General features: G+C 51.1%; 12 protein-coding genes, 1 tRNA gene and 1 pseudogene. 3 read left to right on the top strand and 11 right to left on the bottom strand.

The features are described from left to right. Nucleotides 1–599: 599 nt before the first annotated feature. The 9 genes and pseudogenes from U2W12_RS03635 to U2W12_RS03595 form a co-directional block, all read right to left on the bottom strand. Nucleotides 600–1,970 (bottom strand): annotated as a pseudogene (locus tag U2W12_RS03635) (IS1380 family transposase). 947 nt (nt 1,971–2,917) lie between these two features. Beyond that, nucleotides 2,918–3,217 (bottom strand): hypothetical protein, encoded by a 300-nt coding sequence (locus tag U2W12_RS03630; protein ID WP_326499307.1) that lies wholly within the window; start codon nt 3,215–3,217, stop codon nt 2,918–2,920. Between the two features lie 1,405 nt (nt 3,218–4,622). After that, nucleotides 4,623–5,438, bottom strand: a complete 816-nt coding sequence (gene mutM, locus U2W12_RS03625; RefSeq protein ID WP_326499306.1) for a bifunctional DNA-formamidopyrimidine glycosylase/DNA-(apurinic or apyrimidinic site) lyase — start codon at nt 5,436–5,438, stop codon at nt 4,623–4,625. Between the two features lie 129 nt (nt 5,439–5,567). Beyond that, nucleotides 5,568–6,854 carry an alginate export family protein gene (locus tag U2W12_RS03620; protein ID WP_326499305.1) on the bottom strand — a complete coding sequence of 429 codons (1,287 nt, stop codon included), beginning with the start codon at nt 6,852–6,854 and terminating at the stop codon, nt 5,568–5,570. A 32-nt stretch (nt 6,855–6,886) separates the two neighbouring features. After that, the gene (locus U2W12_RS03615; protein WP_326499304.1) at nt 6,887–8,686 is read right to left on the bottom strand and encodes an ABC transporter ATP-binding protein; all 1,800 of its coding nucleotides are present in this window, start codon (nt 8,684–8,686) and stop codon (nt 6,887–6,889) included. A 13-nt stretch (nt 8,687–8,699) separates the two neighbouring features. Continuing rightward, nucleotides 8,700–9,713: an ABC transporter permease gene (locus tag U2W12_RS03610; RefSeq protein WP_326499303.1), complete on the bottom strand. Its 1,014-nt coding sequence runs from the start codon at nt 9,711–9,713 to the stop codon at nt 8,700–8,702. Nucleotides 9,714–9,876: 163 nt separating this feature from the next. Beyond that, nucleotides 9,877–11,280, bottom strand: a complete 1,404-nt coding sequence (locus U2W12_RS03605) for a CmpA/NrtA family ABC transporter substrate-binding protein (RefSeq protein WP_326499302.1) — start codon at nt 11,278–11,280, stop codon at nt 9,877–9,879. Nucleotides 11,281–11,834: 554 nt separating this feature from the next. After that, nucleotides 11,835–12,758 (bottom strand): GAF domain-containing protein, encoded by a 924-nt coding sequence (locus U2W12_RS03600; RefSeq protein WP_326499301.1) that lies wholly within the window; start codon nt 12,756–12,758, stop codon nt 11,835–11,837. Between the two features lie 34 nt (nt 12,759–12,792). Then, complete coding sequence (locus U2W12_RS03595) at nt 12,793–13,362, bottom strand: ANTAR domain-containing protein (RefSeq protein ID WP_326499300.1); 570 nt, start codon at nt 13,360–13,362, stop codon at nt 12,793–12,795. Between the two features lie 316 nt (nt 13,363–13,678). On the opposite strand from U2W12_RS03595, the gene rep reads away from it, so the two are divergent. Together rep and U2W12_RS03585 are read left to right on the top strand one after the other, a co-directional pair. Next, the gene (gene rep / locus U2W12_RS03590) at nt 13,679–15,682 is read left to right on the top strand and encodes a DNA helicase Rep (protein WP_326499299.1); all 2,004 of its coding nucleotides are present in this window, start codon (nt 13,679–13,681) and stop codon (nt 15,680–15,682) included. 35 nt (nt 15,683–15,717) lie between these two features. Further along, nucleotides 15,718–15,794, top strand: a tRNA-Arg gene (locus U2W12_RS03585). Nucleotides 15,795–16,165: 371 nt separating this feature from the next. On the opposite strand, the gene U2W12_RS03580 is transcribed toward U2W12_RS03585, so the two are convergent. Then, complete coding sequence (locus U2W12_RS03580; RefSeq protein ID WP_326499298.1) at nt 16,166–16,939, bottom strand: DUF6557 family protein; 774 nt, start codon at nt 16,937–16,939, stop codon at nt 16,166–16,168. Between the two features lie 53 nt (nt 16,940–16,992). Next, complete coding sequence (locus tag U2W12_RS03575) at nt 16,993–17,364, bottom strand: hypothetical protein (RefSeq protein ID WP_326499297.1); 372 nt, start codon at nt 17,362–17,364, stop codon at nt 16,993–16,995. Between the two features lie 233 nt (nt 17,365–17,597). On the opposite strand from U2W12_RS03575, the gene U2W12_RS03570 reads away from it, so the two are divergent. Beyond that, nucleotides 17,598–19,814 (top strand): AAA family ATPase, encoded by a 2,217-nt coding sequence (locus U2W12_RS03570; protein WP_326499296.1) that lies wholly within the window; start codon nt 17,598–17,600, stop codon nt 19,812–19,814. Nucleotides 19,815–19,875 lie beyond the last annotated feature (61 nt).

The raw sequence follows: 19,875 nt of genomic DNA, 5'->3' as shown, positions 1-19,875 counted from the left end.
CCCGATTGGCAATATCCCTCCGGCAGAAGCGGAAACAAGGTATTATCAACAACTTTCCGAGTCGGCTCTCGCAGCATGACTCACAACTAACAGTCTCCGGGAAAACCGGGACGGTTCAGTTGCTATTCAGTAAGCCCAAAAGTGCTCTGGTATCCCTTGACTAGTGGATATATGTTGACTCTTAGTAGCTCTCCTGTGTTTATAAAATTAGTTGAACTTACATCTCTTCCGGTGGACTTTTCTTAAAAAATCAACTAAGCAGCATGAGAGGGACTCCATCTGTTGCGGAAAAATAAAAGAGCTCAAGAACTATAGTTTTAAAGACGCTATGGTTAAAAGAATTTTTTAGAATATATCCTGAATCCGTGCTCAAAATCCCAGCCAGGGCTTTTTTGCCGGATTGCAAAATTTAAAATCGCCGTCACGTCATAGTGCGACTGAATTTAGATCACCGAAGCGCGAAAACGGCCATTTTTTTCCGTTCATAACAGGCGAGTTGCCACAACGAAACACCCTATCCCAAACGCGGGCCATAGCGAACTGTTCCCGCCGGGTAACCTTCGGGAGCACGAAGCTAATAGGCGCGGGAACTCCCCCAATCACGGTGATGCACCTGCCAGCAACTGATCTTGTACTGAAGCGAAGGCCTTGAAGCTCGGGCAATGCTGGCCAAAATCCAGCAGCAACTGCCGCGCTTTGCGCACGAACTGGGCGGCACAGTACATGATTTCCTGCAAGACGGTCCGCAGACGGCGGCGCTTGGCCGGATGGCGCACCGGGCTGAGTTCGCCGGTCAGCCCGAGCTGGCCGATCAGGCGCAGGCTGTTGTAGGCGAGCATGGCCACTTGCAGGATCAGATCATTACAGTCGAATTTGCCGGACGGCAAGCGTTCCAGATCGAGATCGGTTTTGAATTCGCTGTGATATTGCTCGTGCGTGGCGTGCTCGGCATAGCGCTGAATGACCTCGGCGGGCGCGCTGTCCAGGCTCGTTCACCAGCCTTCCAGTTGATAGTCGGGCAGCAACAGGTGTTGGCCTTTTTTGTCGGTGGTGCGCTCGATCAAACGCACGATCAGGCGAAAGCGCCGGCTCTGTTTGGCCCAGGCGCGTTCGACGCTGAGGTCGAGCAGCGCCACGCGCTTGCCCGGACGCGCGTCGCGCCAGGCGCCGGCCTGCTCGGCAAGTAAGAGCCAGTCGTTTACGTCTTGTTTGCGCGGGTTCCATTTCACCAGGTATTCAAAGCGTCGGCCACTCTCGGCCCAGGCGCGTTTCTCGTCATCCTGTTGAAACAGCAGGCGTGCGGAATCGAAGCCGCTGTCCGAGCGCGTCAACACCGCCTGATCGGCGGGCGCCAACGTCCGTACCCGCAGCAATACCCGCTCCAGGAAATAGTGCGTTTCCAGCGCGCTGTGCTGACTGCCGGGGCGCAGTTCCAAGCCCAGACATCAGCCTTCGTTTCCCAAATAGGCGGCGATCGGCGTGTAACCGTCCACGCCCTGATAGGTGCGGCTGACGTGTTCCTTTTTGGTGCCGCTGTTGTCCAGCACGAAGGTATCGAAGTCGACGTTGACAAAACCCTGATGCGCGCTGATCGGTGCGCCAGTACGCTGCAACAGCGTAACGCTCTGCTCCGCCAGGACGTCGCGTAAACCGACGCCTTTTGCTGACCCTTCCGCCAAGCGCTCCAACCGTTGCCGAAGCCACACGCTGGACGGGACTTTTTGCACGTTCAACGCCTGCCTGAAAAACGGCTCGTTACGAAACGCCTCGATCGCTTCAAAGTTGCTCTTACCCAAACTCAACAAGCCGAGGTAGCTTTTCACAATGTCGGAAGTCCGCAGTCCTTTGCTGGTGGGATACCGGCTATCCAGACGGTCGATCTGGGCGGCATCCGCACACTGGCCCACCAGTACCAAACCGGCATGGGAAGTTATATGGCGACGGCTTTGTTTCAGATGAAATCTCGGCATGATCGATTTGGGTGAAGAGAATATCGCATTTATTCCCAATTATATCAATATCTTAATAAATATTGAACACGGATTCAGGTATATGTAATAACAATAAAATTAGGCTAAGCAGGGAGGCATAATGCTGATAAGGAGTTGTTTCTAAAAAATATTCTATTACTTCTGCTCCTATATCCAATGCTAAAAACAAGTTTTCACAAATTATCACGGATGTCAGCAATTGATTAAATGATGGCCATGCCTTTTCAACTATAATTAGCCCTAATAAGTGAATAGCAACAAGTTCATTGGCATTTCTTGAGCTCTCTAAGTCATTGATTTGCTATTCACAGGTTGCAAACGAACTTCTCGCGAAGCACTTATAATGATTACCAAGATTATGAGATTCAAGCTAATTTCAAGGAATGAATTAACTATATCGCCGTTAAGAACTGCTGCGAACGTAGTTCCTGAAATCAAGTAAAAAGCTAAATATTTCAATAAGGAAGGATTAACAGTGCTGAACGCGGGTAGGTTGATTTTGAGCGGCAATAAGCCAATATATTTACTTATCGAATTCATATGTATATTTAAAATTATCAAATATATATTTTTTTATTTCTCTCGACTAATATTATATTTATTGACTGTTTCTGAATGTTTTGTTGAGCGGGCAGCGGGAAATTCGTTTGTGTTACTGGGATGGTGCAAGTCGTTGATTTACCGAGTGACTATTGCAAGCGAACTTCATGCGAAGCACTTAATGGAAAATGAGTTATTGGTCGAGATTATCTTAACAGGCGGTTGATTTTCTCTGATTTTTCAGCATTGAGGTTCAAGGTATAGTTGCTGCATGCTAGTCGATGTACTATATATGGCGCATATATAGCGTATAAGGTATGTTTTTCAACAGCCTATTAATGGCATGGGGTATCTTTAGTTTTAAAAATAATATAAAAAGGGTGTGTTTATTTTAAAATATCTCTGGCTCTATTTTGTGACAGGATTGATTTTGATGTTAAGTAATTCACGTCTTTCTTAATAAGCTCACTATCCAAATCTACACTATTCATGCGCTCTAATTTCGATACGGCGTCATGGATATAGGAGTCATTGGAGTAAGCAGTTGATATGGCGATAAGCTCTCCCATAGTAAACCTATCCTTGAATGTTTCTATAGGTATCATTCTGTGATTGTCTTCGTACTCTGCAAAGGAGGTAATGGGTAAAAAGTAAAGCAATATAATGAATAGGGGGAACTTGGTCATCTTAATACCTGTAGTCGATAACCTATGGGAGATTTGAAAGTTCATTTTATACAGCCTTAAGTCGGAATGCAGACAAAAATTATTATTCATAAATCAACTTGCAGGTGGTTTCCTGGCTTTTTTATGCATAGATAAGCAAAAAGTATATGAATCGCACTTCTATATTAATTGGGTGTCCATCCGTTTTTCAATAATTCGTGACATGTGCAAATCGTTATTCGGGAAAAATGATATTTGGATCATACAAAGCAATTTTTAGCAATTAATATGCCAGGTATCTATTGATCGAATAGTGCGGCTTCTGAACGCCTAACCTTAGGATGATGAGGTTGAAATGAACTGAAGCAACGGTGTATATAAACAATCATAAGGGCTCCTAAGAATACCCGTGAAAGGTAAAATATGACTATGTCCGCGGTAAACGTTGAGTTTGTAAACTGTTGATTCTCGTAAAGTTTCCTGGCGGCAGATTTCAAAGTCAATGCATTGCGAGTCGGACAGATACCAGATGCATTAGAAATCCGGAAAGCACTTTCAACTATAGCTTAAAATAAGGCAAACCAGGCTTCAAAATAAGCCATGAGCACAGGATCAAATATAAAATTCGGATTTTGACTTTTAAAAATTAGTTGGCATAGATATAAATCATTCCCCGTTCAGTTATTGACAGGGTTCGAATTCCAAGTTGTCAAAACCGTCTGGGAACTTCCAAGCCGCCTTGCCGTTTGAGTTTCGGTGTGCTGACGACGCCCGCGAATGCCCCCCCCGCCCGCGCAAGCACCTTTTCAGTCGGCGTGAAACCACCGCAAATCTGGTGCAATGGGTCGTAGCGAATTCGAAGATTCAGGTCGAAAACTTCGGGAGAGCACGATCCGGATTCAAAAAAGCATCGGACAAATTTTTTGGCACTTGCGGGGAACAGGGCCTACAAATCGAACGACTGGTCGATTATTCCAGCGGTATGTCGACATCCGTAGGGGGATTTATCTGGCTCAAGACTGAGGTCATGTCTTTATACAATAATCAAAGTTGTTGCTAATTCACAACGCCATTGATATATAAAGGGTTTTCTGACTTATGTATAAAGGTATGCTGATGGGGTAATTGTCTAACAGGCGCTTCTACGGAAAACTGGCCAAGCCGATGGTCATCGGAATTGATCCCGGCAAAGACCGCATGAATTTGCAATGCGCGCTAAAGCGCGCAAACCTGAGTCGGCTCAACGTGTAGATGCGGTAATGCAGCTTTTTTCTGGCAGCGCTATTGCCGTTTTCTTTCCGCCGATGGCATCAAATGTTTGAGAGAAAAGGCGAGGGCGGGTTAAAGCCAGATATTCGGAAACCTGATCGTTCGCTGCCGTTTTGCGAGAATAAAACTCGGAGCGATCGGTACAATACTTGGCCCCCTATCGCTGACAATGTTTACAGAAAACGGTCGAACGCCCGGATAAGCGGATTTCAGTCAGAGACTCTCCGCAGACCGGACAAGGCAGACCGGCGCGGCCGTAGACCTTCAGTTGCTGCTTAAAATAACCGGGTTTGCCGGCTTCGTTCACAAAATCGCGCAAGGTCGTGCCGCCTTGCCGTATCGCCTCATCCAACACCAAGCGTATGCATTCGGCCAGCTGTTGATAGCGCGCGAGCGAGATTTTTCCGGCGTGCCGGGTCGGCAGAATGCCGGCCCTGAACAAGGCCTCGTTCGCGTAGATATTGCCTACGCCGACGACAATATGGCTGTCCATGATGAAAGACTTGACCGGCATCTTGCGGTTTTGCGCCAGCGCATAAAGCTGCGAACCATCGAAATCAGCGGTCAACGGTTCCGGACCCAAGTCTTTCAGTAGCGGATGTTCGGAAATAGGTTCAGTGGTCCACAATACCGCGCCGAAACGGCGGGGATCGTTGAACCGCAGCAGCGTTCGGTCGGTAAAAATCAGATCGACATGATCATGCTTGCCGTGAGGTTGGCCTGCCGACAGAATTCTCAAACTGCCCGACATGCCCAGATGCACGATCAACGTGCCTTGTTCGGTGTTCAACAAGAGGTATTTGGCGCGCCGGTCGACAGATCGGATGCTTTGCCCTTGCAATGACTCGGAAAGAGACTCGGGCACGGGCCAGCGCAGACTCGGCTGACGCACAATGATTTGCTGGATATGGCGGCCCTGAATTGCGGGCGCGATGCCGCGGCGGGTGGTTTCGACTTCGGGTAATTCGGGCATTGGGCCTGTGGGGAAAATCGCGGGTTATATCGTTTCGGTTTCACGTAGTGTAACAGAAGTTGAGCCCCACCGTAGCGGCCTCCGACCATCTCAAAAATGCGAAACGATCGGATGCAAGCGCTTTACCGATTAAAAAGTGACGTTCGCTTGAAACCAGATTTTCTGGGTATCGGTATTGATGGGAGTAGAAAGTCCGGTATCCGCGTTGTAATAGGCGTATTTCGCCAACAACGAATAATGCTTGCCGAATTTCTTGACCGCCATGAAGTCCCATTCCTTGCCGTATGCCATTTTTCCGGTATCGTCGCCAAAGTCGTGATAAACACCGGTAACCGTCGTTTGATAACGCGGAAATTCGACCATCACGGTGCCGAACAGGTCACGAATCCCATTGTTCGGCGTAACCAGAAATATATCCGCCCAGCCCTGGAAAGCGTGGTTTGTGCCAAGTGGCGTATCGAAGGTTTTATTGGCTCCAAAGCCATTCAATTGTTCCCAGGCTCCCATCACGCTCACGTTGAACGCTTTGACGCCTCCCATGAAATTGAAACGGTCGGCTTCATATTTCGTCGGCCCGTGCCCGTAATCCTTCTGGTCCGCCCATTCGGCGGTATAAAGCAGATTGAAGGTGTCCATGATCTTCGGCGATGATCCATTAAATCGAATACCGTAGGTCTGATTGGATTTTTCCAAGAATACATTTCGAGCTGCCGCCGTTGCTCCAGGATTCACATCTTGGTAATCCAGCCAATAACCGTACGCGACCAGATTGCCGTAATCGCCAACCTTATAATTGATATTCAGGATCGGCGCTTCGATATTCTCTGTTGTTGAGGTAAAGGTTTGCACATTGCCGATGTAACCCGCATTGATCGTCAATCCGAAAAGCTGCTGGTTACTATGGGTCAGCAAAATCGCATCATAGGTTTGCTCCAACTGCCGCCAGCCGACGTTGCCGATATAGCGGTCGTCATCGAACTTGATGCGTTGCCGGCCGCCCTTGACAATCGTATCGGGAATGCCGGTGTAAGCGAGCCACAACTGGTTTAGCTCGGTTTTCTCAGGGTCCGCTATGGTAGAATAGGTCTTATTGCCATTGCGGGTGCTGTTATAGTCCTCTTGCATGGCCCAGAGCCCTTCGAATTCGGCATAACCTTGAACATCATAAAATTTCGGCGACAAGGCACCCAAGCGGAGCCGTGCCGTGTTGGCATTGGCCGTTTTGGGATTCGGAGTGCCGCCTTTGTCCTGATCGACATTCTCCCACCGGTAATTGATATCAGCCTTGATCGCCCCCCTGTTGCCGTAATGATAAAAATTAAACGCATCCTCAATATCTTGCGTAATATCCGCATTCGCCGCTCCGCTCAACAAAGACAGCGACAACAATGTAACTTTTCCTGTTTGATGTGACATGGTGACCCCTTGGTTTCTGTGATTGGCGTGCATCAATGAGAGTGTTCGCATTCCGCGAGAAAGGTCAGCAGGCTTTCCCGGTATTGGTAATAATCGGGATGGGCCAGCAACGCCTTGCGGCTTCGCGGTCTGGGCAGATCGATGTCCTGAATCTTGCCGATTTTGGCGTGCGGACCGTTGGTCATCATCACAACCCGGTCGGCCAGCAAAATCGCTTCATCGACGTCGTGGGTGACGATAATCGCGGTCACGTGCGTCCGTTCCCAGACCTCCATCAACACTTCTTGCAATTCCCACCTTGTCAAAGAATCCAACATGCCGAAAGGCTCATCCAGCAGCAGCAGTTTAGGCGACAGTGCGAAGGCTCTGGCTATCCCGACCCGCTGCCGCATGCCGTTCGACATATCTGCGGCTTTTTTATACAGCGAATCGCCTAGGCCCACCCGGGTCAGATAATATTCGACGATGTCGTCGCGCTCCGCCTGCGTCGCATGCGGGTACACCTTGTCCACTCCTAACGTGACGTTTTCGAACGCGGTTAGCCAGGGAAACAAACTCGGCGCCTGGAACACCACGCCGCGATCAGGGCCTGCGGCATAGATTTCCCGGTTATCCAGGATGATGCCTCCCTCCGAAATCTCGTTCAGGCCGGCGGTCATCGACAACACGGTCGATTTGCCGCAACCCGAGTGGCCGATGATTGAAATGAACTCGCCTTTTTTTAGCTTCATGTCAAAACCGTCGACCACCTTGACCGTGCTGTTACCGTCCGGCGTCGGGTAAATTTTCGATACCTGGGAGAATTCCAAATAACGCGGACGGCCCAAATCGTCCTGCGAAGGTTTAAGTGCCGAATTGTCGCTTTGCCAGTCATTGCCGGTATTCGGCCGGACGTTCGGCAATACCACGCGATTCGTGCTGTCCTGATTGTTTTTGTCGATGCCAACCTGCATCAGATAACGAGTGATGCCGGCGCGCAGGCGCTTGAAATCCTCATGGTGGTTCAACGCGGTCCGGTCTCGAGGGCGTTCGATATCGATCTTGAACTCGGGCCCGAACGTTGCATCCGGCCCAGGATTCAACGGAATGACCCGATCAGCCATGTAGATCGCTTCATCGACATCGTTGGTTATCAGGATCATCGTTTTTTTATCCTGATCCCAGATTTGCAGGATTTCATCCTGCAAGTTACCGCGCGTCAACGCATCGAGCGCGCTCAGAGGTTCGTCGAGCAACAAAATATCCGGATTTGCGGCCAACGCCCGCGCGGCATTGACCCGCTGGCGCATTCCTCCCGAGAGTTCGGCCGGCTTCTTGTCCATCGCCGCGCCGAGATTCACCATCCGCACATATTTCTCGGTATGCGCCTTGCGCTGTCCAGGCGTCCAGTCCTTGAAAATTTGATCGACCGCCAAGGCGACATTCTCATAAACGGTCAACCACGGCATCAACGAGTAATTTTGAAATACCACACCGCGATCCGGGCCCGGTGCCACAATCGGTTTTCCTTGCTTCAATACATCGCCGCTGTCAATCCCGCACAAACCCGAGATGATCGACACCAGTGTCGTTTTTCCGCTGCCCGAAAATCCGACGATCGCGATAAACTCGCCTTCTCCGATCGAAAGATTGATGTCTTTCAATATCGAGTTCTTTTGCGCGCCTTCGCCGTAGGATTTACGCACATTCTTTAATTCGAGAAGCGTCTTGGCCGAGGGTTTTTTTGAACCCTTTGGTATGGCCGGTTTGGCTTTTGTAGGCAGTTCCACCACGTTATCATTTGGGTAATCGGCAATGCCGGCATTGCCTGGCTTTACGTTAGCTGTGATCATTGCGCTCTCCCTTTTAGCGTCCGAAGGAGAAGACTTGTTGCAGCGATTGCATGACCCGGTCGAGAATGAAGCCGATAATCCCGATCGTGAACACCGCCACCATGATTCGTCCCAGCGAGTTCGAACTGCCGTTTTGGAATTCATCCCAGACGAATTTGCCGAGTCCCGGATTCTGCGCGAGCATTTCGGCCGCGATCAGCACCATCCAGCCCACGCCCAGGGACAACCGCATGCCGGTAAAGATGAAGGGAACCGAGGACGGCAGGATGATCTTCTTGATCTGCGTGCTCCAGTTCAATCGGAGCACCTTGCCGACGTTGACCAAGTCCTTGTCGATCGAGGATACGCCGACAGCGGTATTGATCAGCGTCGGCCATAAGGAACACAGCATGACGGTGATCGCGGAGGTCAGAAACGATTTTTCAAACCAGGAATCATCGTTCGTAACATACATCGCACTAACGACCAAAGTCACGATCGGCAGCCAGGCCAACGGCGAAACCGGCTTGAAGATTTGAATCAACGGATTGATCGCGGTATTGATTACAGGGCTCATTCCGCATAACAGACCCAACGGAACTGCCACCAGGGTGGCCAGAAAGAAACCGGTGAACACGGTCGCGAGACTGGTGCCGATTTGATCGAGATAGGTTCCCTTGCCATTATACGGGCGAACTTTCGGCGGCGGCAGATCGGGATGTTCCGCCTTCGCCTGCTTGATCCGTTCTTGCTGACGTTCGTAATACTGGCGTTCTTTTTCGCGTTGAGCATAATGCTCGTCCACCAAGCCGCCTGCCTCATGCCAAACTGCCACAGGCCCTGGAATGGCGCCGAGACTGGTATTCACGCGGGCTGCCGAAAAACTCCATAGCCCGAGAAAGATAAGAAATGCGATGAAAGGCACGCCCATCATCAACCACAACTGCCGTAATTGCTGTACCGGATTATCGCCGGCCGCAATTTTCACGATCGGAATGAACCAGGTCAGTCCGGCGATATTCAAAAATTTGATCAGTTTATTATTCATAGTCCGCTGCATCACGCCCGTAGCCGGGGTGCCTTAATTAGGAATCTTGAGGGAGTCGTGCCGAAAAAAAATGTGCGTCCTTGCACTCAGTCGACATCCGTTGTACACATCAGAGGCACATCTAGAACAACAAGGGAAAGCCCTTATAAATCAAGCCAGCAAATTAATTCTCGACGATCTTGCCGCCGACAACCTTTTGCTTGCCTTTCAGACCAATGGGGAATTTGGTCAGATAATCGTTCGGCTTGGTCGCGTCGAATGCGACCCCGTCGATGAAATCAGCGCTGGGCGGCTTGATGCCGGTTTCCTTATCGCTTGGAAAGTCGTCGGCTTTCGCCTTGCCTTCGGCGATCAGCTCTTTCGCGGCCGCCATGTAGATATCCGGCCGGTAAACTTTTTTAGCCGTTTCCATGTACCAGGAATCCGGTTTTTCTTCGTTGATTTGGCCCCAACGGCGCATCTGAGTCAGATACCAGATTGCATCGCTGTAATAGGGGTAAGAAGCGTTATAGCGGAAAAACACATTGAAATCGGGCAGCGCGCGTTTGTCGCCTTTCTCATACTCGAACGTGCCGTTCATGCTGTTGGCGATCACCGCGTAATCGGCCCCGACATAATGGCTTTGCGACAGCATCTCGACGCCTTCATTGCGGTTTTTATTGTTTTCCGCATCCAGCCACATCGAGGCGCGAATCAACGCCTTGATCAGCGCCTTATGGGTATTCGGGTGTTTATCCGCCCAGGCCTTATTCACGCCGAAGATTTTTTCGGCGCTGTTCTTCATCAGTTCATAATCGCTGATCACCGGCACGCCGATGCCCTTGAACACCGCCTGCTGGTTCCACGGCTCGCCGACGCAATAACCTACAATCGTACCGGAATCCATTGTCGCCGGCATTTGCGGAGGAGGCGTTACTGACAGCAGCGCGTCGGCATTGATTTGACCGGACGTATCCTGAGGGGGGGAATAGTAGCCGGGATTAATGCCGCCGGCTGCCAGCCAGTAACGCAGTTTGATATTGTGAGTGCCGACCGGAAAGGTCATCGCCATGTTGAACGGTTTGCCGGCGCTTTTATATTTTTCCAGTACCGGTTTCAGCGTGTCCGCCTTGACCGGATGCACCGGCTTGCCGTCCTTGACCGGAACCTTGGGTTTCATTTCTTTCCAGACGTCGTTCGATACGGTGATCGCGTCGCCGTTCAAGGTCAGGGTAAAAGCGCTGATGATCTCGCCTTTGGTGCCGTAGCCGATCGCCGCGCCCAACGGCAGCGGCGCGAGCATGTGCGCGCCGTCGAGTTCACCGCTTAGCACGCGGTCCAGCACGACTTTCCAGTTCGCTTGCGCTTCCACTTGCACCGACAAGCCCTCATCCTCGAAAAAACCTTTTTCAAACGCGACCGCCAGAGGCGCCATGTCGGTCAATTTGATAAAACCGAGCTTTACGGATTCGGTTTCCAAATTTTCCGTAACGGCGCCGGCTGAGGCACTGAAGAGCAATGCCGTAGCTGCGGCCGCTTTCGAGAATGTGCTGACCAATTGTATTAAGGTAAAATTTCCGTGTTTCATAAAATATGTCTTGGGGTGAAAATTTAAGGCATAAGCGCGTCTTCATTTCGGGATGCGAGGCTATGAAGCCGCATCCGCAGTTGTTGACGTCTTTGTCGATCGCTCAGCTTTAAGCGCAAAATTTTGACCCCACCGTTAGAGTCTTCATTTAGATCAAAGCATTATTTATGCCAATCTCCAATAAAGACGCACGCGGGAAAATTTTATCTATAAATCATAGGGTTGGTAGGATAATTGACGTGTATTCCTGATTTGCCGGAGAAAGACTGCTTACAGGGTCATATACACTGCTCAATGAGCGTGCATCGATCATGATGCTTTGCACCAAACAAAAACAGAGTTGTTTTCAAGCCACATACAGTCGATCATGCGGGGAAATTATCAACAGTGGGATTTGCCCGTGTGCAGCGATGAGGATCGAGCCAAGAGGTCCGAAGCAGAAAAATATTGCGAGGCTAAGAGATGGCCGCCCCTAACAAGCGTGGCGGATTCGACGGTCAGAAGGCGCTTAGGCGCGCCCTGGCCGGATCTGGGATATTGATGCCGGAAAGCGATTAAAACAAAAACGACACGATTGCCTTCAATTGCCCTTGCTCGATTACCGGAATCGCCAGCATGCTGCTCAGGTCATCCAGTTCGGCATTATAAGCCGACTCCTGATTGCCGCTGATTGACGGCATGCCGGTCAGCCAGACCCGGCCCAAGGCGCCGTCGCCTTTATTGACCGTCAGCGTTTCGAAGATCTCCGCGAGGTTGTTGCTGTTCTTGCTGTAGCTTTGCCGGCATACCAGTTGCCCGCGCTCGGCGTCGGGAATCCATATCTGGATGCGCTTCGCAATCGGCGTCGCTTTCGCGGACAGAAAAGTGATCACATAAGCCTGCTTATCGCCCTGGATGAACGGTATGCCTAAACCGGTGCCGATCTCGGCCTTTTGCGCATCTGCCGAGCGGGCGTATTCAACTACTCTACCGATATCCTCGACCAAAACCGGCATTCCGGAATCCCAGGCTGTCCCCGGTATGCCGTGGCCTTTGGGAATGACGAGTTGCCTGGACATTTTTTCAAATTGTTCCAAAGCGCCGTAATAGCCGTCCAGTACCCGGAGGGTATTTTCGGTCGCCCCCTCATTGCGCCAGACTTCGATCGCCCCGGCCTGTTCTTCGTCGTTTCCGCAGAGAAACACCACCACCGCCAACAAAAAATCGCCGGAAAAAATCGGCATCGCAATGCCGCAGGTCAACCCGGCTTTTTTCGCTTCGGCGATGCGTTTGAAATAAGAATGCTCAAACCGGCTCAGCACAAGCGGGTGTCCAGCGGCCCAGGCTTTGCCCGGCAAGCCTTCATCGTAGGCAAAATGCTGCCTTTCGCTGGCGTTTTTAAAGTCCGTCAATTCGCCGTATAACCCGGATCCAAACTCCAGTTGCGTCCGTTCTTTGTCGGGAATCCATATTTCAATCACTTTGATAAACGTTTTCATGGCGGGTCGTGTCAGGAGAGAGGAGGGCGGCGTTTTATTTCAGCAATTCGGCCATCGAAATCACGTTTCTGGCCATTTGACCCAAGGTAATGTTCCGGTCCATCGCCAGTTTTCTCAGCGTGTGGTACGCTTCGTTCTCGGTAAAATTTTGCGTATTGATCAAAATGGCTTTTGCGCGGTCAACCATCTTGCGGTCTTCGAGCTGAGTCCTGGCATCGTGTAGTGCATTTTTGAGCATCTGCTGATGCTTGAATCGGGCAATGGCGATTTGAATGATGGTGTTAATGCGATGGTAGTCCAGGCCATCCACCACATACTCGCTGACTTCGGCCTGAATTACTTTATGGATCGTTGCGTTGCTGCCGTCAGTCGCAAACATGATCATCGGTAACGGAGATTGCCGATTCAACATGATCAGGTCGGCCAGGAGCTGTTCGGAGGGCGTATCGAGATTAAAAACGACCGCATCCGGATGAATTTCCTTGACCAGAGGAATAAATGACAGGCTATGTTCAACCCTGACCGTATTGACGCCGCCATTGGTCAGTACCTTTTCCAACGTGGCGCTATCGATTTCGCTTGCGACTAATAACAGATTCAGCATGGCTGTGACGGCGTGGAGCAGGGAAAAATTTTGAATTTGAACTCTACCAGGGCGTTAACGCCGCAGCATGTAGAATGATTTTGTCCGTTTCCGGCAGATAATATATAAATAAGCTTGAAATGTGAAGAAGCGCGGAGAACGATTCACTATACGGATAGTCGAATCGTTCTTGCACCCCATCGATCATAATGGGTATGCCGGTTTTTTTAGGCGCGAGACTTTTTTCCCGTCGCCCGAACCTCTACAATGGCGCTCCGCCGTGTGAAGACAGTCGAGATGTTGCACGCCGCCGGGATGGCACCAAACTTCCATATCAATGACTAAGCTAAACCCAGAACAACAAGCCGCCGTCAAAGCAATCGACCAGCCGTTACTGGTATTGGCCGGCGCGGGCAGCGGAAAAACCCGAGTGATTACCGAGAAAATCGCCTACCTGGTCAAGCAGGGCACGCCCGCGCGCCATATCGCCGCGGTGACCTTTACGAACAAAGCCGCGCGCGAAATGAAAACCCGCGTCTCCAAGCTGCTTGACGATAATCAACTGCGCGGGCTGCGCGTCTCGACGTTCCATTCCTTGGGGCTCGACATCCTGCGCGCCGAAGCCAAAACCCTCAGCTACAAACCGGGCTTGACCCTGTTCGACGAACAGGACAAATTGACCCTGCTGCGCAACCTGGTCACGCACAGTTCGAAAAGCTTCGATCCGGACCAGTGCGACCGTTACGCCTGGCAGATAGGCCAGTGGAAAAACGCCTTCGTGACGCCCGAACAGGCGCTCTCGCACGCGACCCAGGAGCAGCATCACGCCGCGCTGCTCTACGCGGATTATATCCAAAGCCTGAAAGCTTACAACGCGGCGGATTTCGACGACCTGATTTTGATCCCGGTATTGCTGTTCCAGCAGCATCCGGCGATCCGCGAAAAATGGCAAAACAAGATCCGCTATTTGTTGGTCGACGAATACCAGGACACCAACTCGACCCAGTACGAACTGGTCCGCCAGCTCGCCGGCAATCTCGGCCGCTTTACCGTGGTCGGCGACGACGATCAGTCGATCTACGCCTGGCGCGGCGCGCAGCCGGAGAATCTGGCGCAATTGCAAAAGGACTACCCGCGCCTGAAGGTGATCAAACTCGAACAGAACTACCGCTCGACCGGCCGCATCCTAAAAGTTGCGAACCAGTTGATCGCTAACAATCCGCATGTATTCGAAAAACGCTTATGGAGCCAGCTCGGTTACGGCGATCCTTTGCGCGTGCTCAACCACAAGGATGAACTGACCGAGGCGCAACAGGTCGTCTCCGAAATCGTCCACCATAAATTCAAGACCGGCGCCTCCTACGGTGATTATGCGATCCTGTACCGCGGCAATCATCAGTCCCGTCTATTCGAACGCTGCCTGCGTGAAAACAACGTACCCTATTTCATCAGCGGCAGCACCTCGTTCTTCGCCTACACCGAAATCAAGGACATTCTGGCCTACCTACGCCTGTTGGTGAACCCCGACGATGACGCCGCGTATCTGCGCATCGTCAACACCCCGCGCCGAGAAATCGGCCCCGCCACGCTGGAAAAACTCGGCGCCTACGCGAACGAACGCCATATCAGCCTGTTCGCGGCCAGCGGCGAATTTGGCCTGAAACAAAAGCTGCAGGACAACGCCGCCCAGCGTCTGGAAAAATTCTGCGACTGGATCGTCGATACCGCCGACCGGGTCGAACGCGGAGACCCGTTTGCGGTGCTAGAACAAATGATCGACCAGATCGGCTACAAGCAATGGCTGCAGGAAAACAACAACAGCCGCGACGCCGCCGAGCGTAAACTGAAAAACGTGTATGAACTGCTCGACTGGCTCAAACGCATGGCCGAGAAGGAAGAAAGCGGTAAGGCGAAACTGTCCGACATCGTCTCTAAGATCATGCTGATGGACATGCTGGAACGCAACCGCGAGGAAGAAGCCGGCGACCAGGTCAGCCTGATGACGCTGCACGCCGCGAAGGGGCTCGAATTTCCGCACGTGTTCCTGATCGGCATGGAAGAAAACATCCTGCCGCACCAAAACAGCCTCGAAACCGGCAACATCGAAGAGGAGCGCCGCCTCGCTTACGTCGGCATCACCCGCGCCCAACGCACGCTGACTTTCAGCTACTGCACGCACCGCAAACGCTACGGCGAGATAGAGGAATGCGAGCCGAGCCGCTTTCTTGGCGAGTTGCCCGCAGACGATCTCGAATGGGCGAATAAAAAACAACTCGATCCCGAAACGGTCAAGGAGCGCGGGAGGGCCAGCCTTGCGCATCTGAAAACAATGTTGTCGTAATTATTTCAGGATTTAGGTATAATGAGCAGTTCAAAGCGCCCGTAGCTCAGCTGGATAGAGCGCAGCCCTCCGGAGGCTGAGGTCAGAGGTTCGAATCCTCTCGGGCGCGCCATTATGACATTCGCCCCAAAACCGCATTTTTGGCTCTGTGCCCTGGATGTGCCATGCACTTAAAGTCGTTTAACGCCCAATAACAAAAAACGACATTCGCCCTTTTTTAGATCCTTTGCCTGAAAGTCATGCTCCATCTCTTTGGTGAAACTCTCTAATTGATCAGTAGGGACTCAAAAATTGCCTGAGTTACTCTGATCTTGATAAAGGCAGAAATCGCCCCCAAGCTTGTCACCCGTGACATAAATCCGAATGACTTTGAACTGTCAGACAGCAGACAGTTGATTCGGTAGAACCCAATGACCTTATCACTGGTCGAGCTATCTATAGAAAATGCCTCCCCAGGGATTTGTCGCTCAATTCAGTTATCAGTCAATGCTCATGAGGGCGATTCCTACTCGAATCCGGCCATCTCAATTGAAAATCCTCTCTCAATGCGGTTACCTTGGCACAATAGTCGTCATAATCCGTTTCCACCTCACCTAAGCAATATATTTGAACATCCAAATCGACACGGTCTTGGCGATATTCGGCTCTTTCATTTTTAGCCGGAAAAATCTCATCGATATCATACAAATTCAACGCCTCGTTAAACTCGATTGATCGCTGCTTGCGTTTGATTGGATTAGGCTCGGATGCCTCGATAGCTTCCTCATAGGCATAAATTGCCCACAGGCAATTTTCATCGTCAATAAACTCCCTGCGATAGTGCAGAACATCATCGGAACTGAAACCTGCCCAAGTCATGTCTTGAAGACAAATCGCAACGATTTCCGAATGGCGATACTGATCATGGAGCGAGGGATCGACCGTTGCACCCAGCCATCTTTGCCAGGGAATGAATTTGAGACAAATCCCTTTACGACATTCACCTTCAAAGCCAACAACATAAAACGGTAAGACGCCATTCGCTTCGTATCGGCCAATGGTGATTCGAGTGTTATTAATCACCGGATCAGTTTGTGTCAGTTCCATAAAAGCAGTTTGGTAAGACTCCATTAGTTCGGAATGCTCAGGAAACAATCGGGATAAATCCGAACTGATTGCCGACCGATTTGTTTGTAACAGGCATTCTTTAAAATTCATCATCATTTTTCCAAACTGTTTACTCCAAACTACTTGCCGCAATGCTTGAAAACTATGCACGGACATCGCCTTTCAAGAAGAAGCGAAGCCGTAGGATTTCCAACATTTGGCAGTTATTTAAAGCCCTGATAGACTTCGTCGGTATCCTCGTCGAAAGGCAGCGCCCATTCGGCATCCCGCCAAATTTCCGCATTCGGGTCAAACGCGGTGTTGACGGGATCGAGACGTGGCAATCGTCTGTTGTAAATCCAGTGCGACTGACGTTCTTCCTCCAATTTGTGTATCAATTCAAATGCCTGTTTTATCGGCATCCGATAGCGATCGCTCAGGAATTCCTCGCCGTCGCATGGGCTGCCTTCCCAGAACACCCACCAATAATATTTATATAAACGTGGATTGGGATTCATGAAGGTGGCGCAAAACCTCGACTGATAACCATTGCTTTCGATGTCTTTTGCCAATTTTTTGAAAGAAGGCATACGCATGAGGGTTCTCCGGTAAAGGGTTGGAAAGAGTGGTTCTGATCGCCATCCAGCACATTCGAAATCGATTGCCGGGAAATCTCCACTCGTCAGACACATTATCGATGCTCCTTGCGACAAATTACGTCGTCGTGAGGGTTGGATTGGCAGCAACGCTCTCTATTTCTTAACGACACGATCTGGCGCATGACGAGCTTATACTCACGGCCATCGTTCAAGCCAGTGAGGAAGCCCGCATGTCCATCAGTAGCAAAGCCCGACAAATCCCCAGTTTTGTGCGTAAAGTCCACGCGATCCGTCATCAACCTCGCGCCGAACACGATCCCTACAAACCGTTGGCCGCGATTTATATTTTACGCCTGGCTCTGGGCTTGAAAAAGCACATGACCGTGCAGGCGCTCGGCGAGTTGTTTGAAAACAGCCTGGGAGACTTGACCGGCTTATTGGATGTTCAGGTCCCTGGCGTCAACTATCCAGACCCTGGCGGATTTCCGGATGATATGTTCACCGAACTGTCGTTTAAGGTGACCAAGGCCGATTTGCTCAAACACGTGCGTGATCGCCTGAAGCAGTTGATGAAGGAAGGCATGTTAGTCAACACCCCGTTATGCAACAATCTTAAACGGATGGCCGATCTATTCGGCCTCAACGCAACCGAACAGGAAGTGCTTGCCGTCCGCCTGTTGATGAACCGCTATCCATTTTTCAGGTTGTTCATCACCGAACATTGCAACCCTTGCTCAGGAACTTCTTTACCGGACTTTCTACGCATTCTGACCACGCGGCCGATCGCCGACATCGAAAAATGCCTGTCCCCGAGGGGTACGCTGCGTAAACTCGGCTGGCTGGAAGTCATGCCGCAGGCTTTCGATCTGGAAGACAAGCTGAGATTACCTCCGGGCTTGCTCGATGTTTTGTTGATCGAACACGATGCGAACGAAAAACTGCTCGATCGATTTTTTAAGCTCTGCAAACCCGGTATTCTGCAACTGAGCGATTGTGCGCATTTGCAAAACGACCTGGATATCATTCTGCCATACTTACAAGCCGCGTTGGAAACCCGGCAAACGGGCGTCAATCTGCTGATTCATGGCAGTGCCGAGCATAGCAAAACCGAGCTGGTCAAGCTTTTGGCGCAACGCGTGGGCGCCAAGCTGTTCGAGGTTCGCAGTTCGGACAATGAGGGCATGGATATGGGTGAGCTTGATCGGTTTGCCGCCTGCAAACTGACGCAACATGGGGTGTCCAGACAATGCAAACCCAGCCTGATGCTGTTTGCTGGCGCCGAAGCCATTTTTCCTAATCATCGGCCGGTGGACCCTTTCCTGCTTGAAGAAGACGACAAAACGCACAAATTAGAAAAAGCCTGGATCGACCAGCAATTGGCGAACAACCCGATACCTATCATCTGGATCGCCGATAAAGCCAAAAATCTCGATCCGGCTTATTTGCGCCGCTTCGACTATGCGCTGGAACTCGACAAAGAGCCGATCCAATTGCGTCGCCACCAGATCGATCAAGCCACCGAAGGACTCGATCTTAGCCGCGAATGGCGTGAACACCTGGCTAAACATCCGGATTTGAGTATGGAACAGATCGGCAAAGCGGCTGCCGTCGCCAGCCTGAGCCGGAAAAACTCGCAGGTCGCCGCCGAAGTGATCATGCAACAGGTGTTAAACGCCAGCCATCGCCTGCTCAAGCAAACTCCTGGCATCAGCCCGATTACGCATTCGACCGGCTATGACCTTAGGTTTACCAACACCACGCTCAAGCTTTCGGAAATACTGACCGGCTTGCGCCGCACTCCGCGCGGCAATTTTTGTTTTTACGGTGCGCCCGGCACCGGCAAAACCGCCTTTGCCCAGCATTTGGCCGAACAACTGGGGCTGCCGTTGCTGGTCAAACGCGCCTCGGATATTCTGGGCAAATATGTCGGCCAAAGCGAACGCAACATTGCCCGCATGTTCGAACAAGCGCGAAGACAGGGCGCGATATTGTTGCTAGACGAAGCCGACAGTCTGCTCGGCGATCGCCGTCATGCCCGGCAAAACTGGGAAGTCAGCCAAGTCAACGAACTGCTGACCCAAATGGAACGCTTTCACGGCATCTTCATCTGCACCACCAATTTGATGGAAAGACTCGATGCCGCCTCGCTGCGCCGTTTCGACTTTAAAGTAAAGTTCGATTACCTTCATGCGGAACAACGTTGGGAACTGTTTGAACAGGAAAGTCGGCGTCTGGGTGCGGAAATGCCGTGCGACAGCGAAGCGCTGCACCGTCTGAAACAGCAAATCCAGCGCCTGACCCAACTGACGCCGGGCGACTTTGCCGTACTGAATCGCCGAGCCACTTTGCTCGGAACGCCGTTGGCATTGAACGACATGATTTCGGTGCTGGAGCAGGAATGTCAGGCCAAAGGCGAAATTTTTTCCCGGATCGGCTTCGTCCATTGACGGCGGCTCGCCAGATGTTGATTGTAAACAACCCGTAGTCCCATTTCCAACGTAAGGTACC

The organism is Methylomicrobium sp. Wu6 (assembly GCF_035916875.1).
Classification (GTDB): Bacteria; Pseudomonadota; Gammaproteobacteria; order Methylococcales; family Methylomonadaceae; genus Methylomicrobium.
Note: the sequence above shows the minus strand (reverse complement) of the source record. Positions and strands in the feature narration are given on the sequence as shown.